General features: G+C 70.4%; 3 protein-coding genes and 2 pseudogenes. 3 read left to right on the top strand and 2 right to left on the bottom strand.

Features of this window, described 5'->3' with window-relative positions; genetic code table 11:
• Both BHU15_RS36565 and BHU15_RS36560 read right to left on the bottom strand, forming a co-directional pair.
• A pseudogene (locus BHU15_RS36565) lies at positions 1 to 1,046 on the bottom strand (alpha/beta hydrolase); the annotation flags it as partial.
• A 14-nt stretch (positions 1,047 to 1,060) separates the two neighbouring features.
• Entirely contained in the window at positions 1,061 to 1,450 is a 390-nt protein-coding gene (locus BHU15_RS36560; RefSeq protein WP_069631023.1) for a hypothetical protein, read from the bottom strand.
• Positions 1,451 to 1,939: 489 nt separating this feature from the next.
• Here BHU15_RS36560 and BHU15_RS36555 point away from each other — a divergent pair, with 489 nt between their 5' ends.
• From BHU15_RS36555 to BHU15_RS36545, 3 genes and pseudogenes are all read left to right on the top strand, one after another.
• Positions 1,940 to 2,248: a DUF8827 family protein gene (locus BHU15_RS36555; RefSeq protein ID WP_023540597.1), complete on the top strand. Its 309-nt coding sequence runs from the start codon at positions 1,940 to 1,942 to the stop codon at positions 2,246 to 2,248.
• A 210-nt stretch (positions 2,249 to 2,458) separates the two neighbouring features.
• A complete protein-coding gene (locus BHU15_RS36550; protein ID WP_069631022.1) occupies positions 2,459 to 3,325 on the top strand; it encodes a DUF8175 domain-containg protein in 867 nt (288 codons plus the stop codon).
• A pseudogene (locus BHU15_RS36545) lies at positions 3,315 to 4,391 on the top strand (hypothetical protein); the annotation flags it as partial. The gene BHU15_RS36550 and the pseudogene BHU15_RS36545, both read left to right, overlap by 11 nt.
• Positions 4,392 to 4,467 lie beyond the last annotated feature (76 nt).

Here is a 4,467-nt window from a genome sequence, read left to right as displayed (position 1 = left end):
CCCAGCCCCGGCACATACGCCGACACATTCCGCGCCGTGTCCGGATTCCCGTACGACACGATCGCCCGACCGTTTCCCTCGTCCCCGACACCCAGCAGAAACATCGGCGGATGCCCACCCGCCCGCAACTGCTCGTCGATCGACCTCAGGCCCGCCAGCATCGTCCGCGACCTGTCGTCCTCCGCGCCCGCCAACTTGCCCATCAGCAACGCCAGGTTGTCGCGGTTCGCCGCGTCACGGACCGGGGCCGGGATGCCGTCGAGGTTGCCGATCAGGTCCGGGTGGACCGCCAGGTACTCCTCGCGCTGTTCCGCCGTCAGGCCCTGCCACCAGGCCAGGCGTTGCGCCGGGGTCGCGTCGTGGGGGATCTCGTCGCGGAGGTAGTCGGCCGTCAGCGCGCGTACCGCCGCCGCGTCCGCGTTCGCGTCCGTCCACATCGCGTCCGTGACGTGCAGACCCTCCTGCGCGGTCAGCCTGCGCAGCGTCCCCGCGTACCGCGCGTCGATCTCCGCCGCCTCGCTCAGCGCGCGGGCGATCCGGTCCGCGACGGCCTGCGCCTTCGCCGCGAGCGGGTTCGGGCTCGTGAACCCCGGCGGCGGGGCGGAATGCAGATACGCGTGGCCTGTCGCCGTACCGCCCCGCAGCTTCTCCTTCGTGAGCGGGTCCTCCCCGGCCTCCGGATAGCTCACCGACCCGTCCGCCCGCACCGTGAGTTTCAGGCCCGCCGCCTCGTCCAGCGCGTCCCGGAGCCGGCGCTGCGTGCCCCGCAGGTCCTGGGCGAGGCTGTTCAGCGTCGTACGGACCAGGCCGCACTCCGTGTAGATGTACGACAGGTTCCGCCCGAGCGCCCGCAGCCGCCCGACCGCCGCCCGCGCCGCCTCGCCCTCCTGGGTCGCGGTCAGCCCCGCGAGCAGTTGTCTGTCGATCCGGTCGCGCGCAGCGTCCGCGCGGTTGCTCGCCCTGCCCCAGCCGTCCGCCGCGTCCTCCAACTCGGCGCATCTCACGTCCCGTAACTGCGCCCAGGTCAGCCCACCGCCACCGCTCACCGGCCTGAGCGGGCTCAACGCCCCGCCCCCGCGTCGACCGCCGCCAGCCCCGACCTGACCGCGCCGTCGTGCTCACCCTGCGTCTTCGCCACCGCGCGCAGCCGGCTCCCGAGGCTTCCGCACTCGTCGCGGGCTGCCTCGATGCGCCGTTCCCATGACGTACGCACGGTGTCCAGGACCGCGACGACGCTCAGGCCGTTCCCGCAGCCCTGCACGCCCTCGTGCGCCGTTTCGAACTCCGCCCTGAGGCAGGACATCTGGGTGCGCATCACCTCCGCACCGCCGGCGGCCCTGGTCCAGGGGCCGTCGCTGTGCCTCAGCCGCTCCCCCGATGCCCCGCCCGCCCCGCCCGCCTCGTCGGCCAGCGCCTGTAAACCGCCCGAATAGCCCGCCATGCCCGCCATGCCGCCCGCCCTTGTCCTCTGTTGTCCGGGATGTCGGGTGGCACTGTCCCAATCCGGGGCGGGGCCGATGAGGTGCGGAAGAGTCGGCCGCAACGGCGCGGGAGGGCGCAAGGCCCGGTCCCCGTTGGCATCGGACGCCCTCGGCAACAGCCAGGCACCTTGCCCAGGTTCACCCGTACGGTGGGCCGGCCACTCGCTCACGGGTGGCGCACGGATGGCGCACGAACGCAAAACCGCGGCGGGCTCAAGAGTGCACAACGCCAATCATTGCCCGGAGTCACCCTCCGTGATACACAGAGTGACCATACGCGTACCCGCATACTCCGGTTCACGACGCAGGTCAGGGCAGTCGGATCGGTCAAACGTGCGGGGATCGGGTAAAGAGACCCGCCAAGTCGGCATACGAGGCCGGTTCCATCAGCGAAGATAGAAGGCGATCCGTGCCGCCCGGCGCGGGCACTTAACAACCCAACAGGGGCGGTGAGTTGCATGGACGTGGAAGCCGAGAAGGGCGACATCAACACCATCATCGGTGGTATCGCTCCGAGCTGGGGGCCCTTCGGGAACCTCGGCACCGAAGCGCGTGTCATTGTCCAGGTGGTGATGGCCGTCGCCATCCTGCTCTGTCTCGCCATCGCGATCTGGGGCGCCGCCAAGCAGCGTATCGGCGCGACGGCTCTGCGGGACACCTTCAGCGCGGAGCAGGGCAAGGGCCTGATCGTGGCCGGCCTGACCGGCGTCTTCATCATCGGGTCCCTCGGGACGGTCTTCACGATTGTGTACGGGATGGCTGTTTAGCGCCGCATCGGTCCGATCCGCACCGGGTACGCCCCACGGGGTACGCCCGGCCCACCCTCAACACCATCCGTCCGTCGCCATCCGCCGAGGTTGCGTCTCCCTGATGTCGAGTCACCACACCGCGTCCGCGCGGAAACCAGCGCTACCGTCGTACGCGGTGGCGCATGCGGAACAGCACACGGTTGAACCGGTCGAGGGGGCGGACGCGGCATGAGCTTCGGCGATGAGCACGGCCACGGGGGCGACCCGGGCCGTACGACGGACGACAACTTCGGCGGCATGGGCCAGACCCGAACGCGCCTGCCGGACGGCGGGGGCGGCGACGGCTACGGCGGCCCCGCCCGCCGCCCGCAGCGCAGCTCGCGCTCCCTCGTCGCGGTGGTGGGCGTGGTGGTGCTGCTGATCGCGGCTATCGCGTTCGCGAACCGCGGAGGCGGCGACACCGACACGTCGAGCGCCGGCGGAGGCGACGACAGAGCGGCGGGCTCGGAACCGACGGCGGCGTCGGGGGTGAAGCCGGTGACGGGGAAGAGCGGGGGGATTCCTTCGGGGTTCGCGAAGGATGAGCAGGGGGCGGAGAGTGCGGCGGCGAACTACGCGACGGCGCTCGGTTCCGACGGTATGTTCAACCCGGAGCGCCGCCGCGCCATCGTGCAAGCCGTCGCACATGCCGATTCGGCGACCGAACTCCAGTCAGGATTCGACGCCGACTACTCCCCGAAGTTCCTGGCGAACATCGGCCTGGAGCCGGACGGCACCGCTCCCTCCGGTTCCACCTTCGTCAACCGCACTCTCCCAGCGGGGACGAAGGTCGAGAAGTTCACGAGCGACACGGCCGATGTCAACGTCTGGTGCATGGGCCTGTTCGGGCTGACCGGCGACTCGTCGACCAAGCCGGTGACGAACGGCTGGTTCACGGTGAACGTGAAACTGAAGTGGGACGGATCCGACTGGAAAGTCGTAGAGACCAGTCAGAAGACGGGTCCCACACCCGTCACCGGGGACAACCCCGTGTCCGGATCCGACGAGATCGCCGACGCGGTAAACGAATTCGGAGGGTTCACCTATGCCCGGTAGCCCTCGGCGCCTCGTCCGCTCGGCCGCACTCACCCTCGCGACCGCCCAGGCAGCCGTGTTCCTGTTCGCCTCCCGGGCCGTCGCGGCACCGACACCGTCGCCCTCGCCGTCCGCGAGCGAGGATCCGTGCGAGCTGATCGCGGGCCCCGCCCGCGACTTCTGCGACAACGGCGAGCCCGGCTCCGGATCCGGATCCGGCCGTTCCCTCAACGACCCCACCAGCGCCCTCGACCCCCTCACCTCCCTCGCCCGTGGCTGCGCCGACGCCGCCTCGTGGACCGTGGACACCCTCTCCAAGGCCGTGAAGGAGACCGCCACGGTCGACTTCACCAACACCGCCTTCCTCTCCCAGTACGCCGTCGTCTTCGCCGCCGCCACCATCCTCACCCTGGTCCTCTGGCTGCTCGCCGTCGCCAAGCGCGCCATCCGCGGCGTCCCGCTCACCACCGCCATCTCCGAGGCCATCGGGTTCCTCTGGCTCACCGTCCTCGCGTCCGCCTTCACCCCGCTCATCCTCTACACCCTCGTCTCCGCCACCGACGCCGTCACCGAGGTCATCGCCGGCGGGACCAGCGGGCAGACCGACGTGTTCTTCGGGACGTTCTCCGAGGCGTTGAAGAAGGACACCGAGATCGGCGGCGGGCCGATCATGCTGATCGTCGTGTCCCTCGTGACGATCCTCGCCGCCGGCATCCTCTATCTGGAGCTGTTCATCCGGGCGATCCTGCTCTACGTCGGCGCCCTCCTCGGCGTCGTCGTCTACGCCGGCCTCGTCGACAAGAACATGTGGGGCCACGTACGCCGCTGGGCCGGGCTCATGATCGCGATCATCCTCGTGAAGCCCGTCATCGTCATCGTCCTCGGCCTCGCCGGCGCGCTCACCTCCGACGACGGGCCCGACTCCTTCTCGGCCGTCGTCTCCGGGCTCGCCATCATCCTTCTCGCGATCTTCGCCTCCGCCATGATCTACCGCTTCGTCCCCGGCTTCGGCGACGAGATCGCCAGCGCCCGCAGCAACGCCAAGCTGTCCACCGACGGCGGCCGGGCCGCCGCCCCGGCCGCTGTGGGTCTTGATGCCCTGTGAGACGACACCGGCGGGCGAACTGATCACCGCGGCGGCCCGGCCGCCGTCGGTGGACAGC

The organism is Streptomyces niveus (assembly GCF_001723055.1).
In the GTDB taxonomy this organism is placed as follows: Bacteria; Actinomycetota; Actinomycetes; order Streptomycetales; family Streptomycetaceae; genus Streptomyces; species Streptomyces niveus.
This window is presented reverse-complemented; position numbering and strand designations above follow the sequence as displayed.

Coding starts and splice junctions, on each gene's coding strand:
- BHU15_RS36560 (WP_069631023.1), bottom strand. CDS start 1,450: ATGGCGGGCATGGCGGGCTATTCGGGCGGTTTACAGGCGCTGGCCGAC.
- BHU15_RS36555 (WP_023540597.1), top strand. CDS start 1,940: ATGGACGTGGAAGCCGAGAAGGGCGACATCAACACCATCATCGGTGGT.
- BHU15_RS36550 (WP_069631022.1), top strand. CDS start 2,459: ATGAGCTTCGGCGATGAGCACGGCCACGGGGGCGACCCGGGCCGTACG.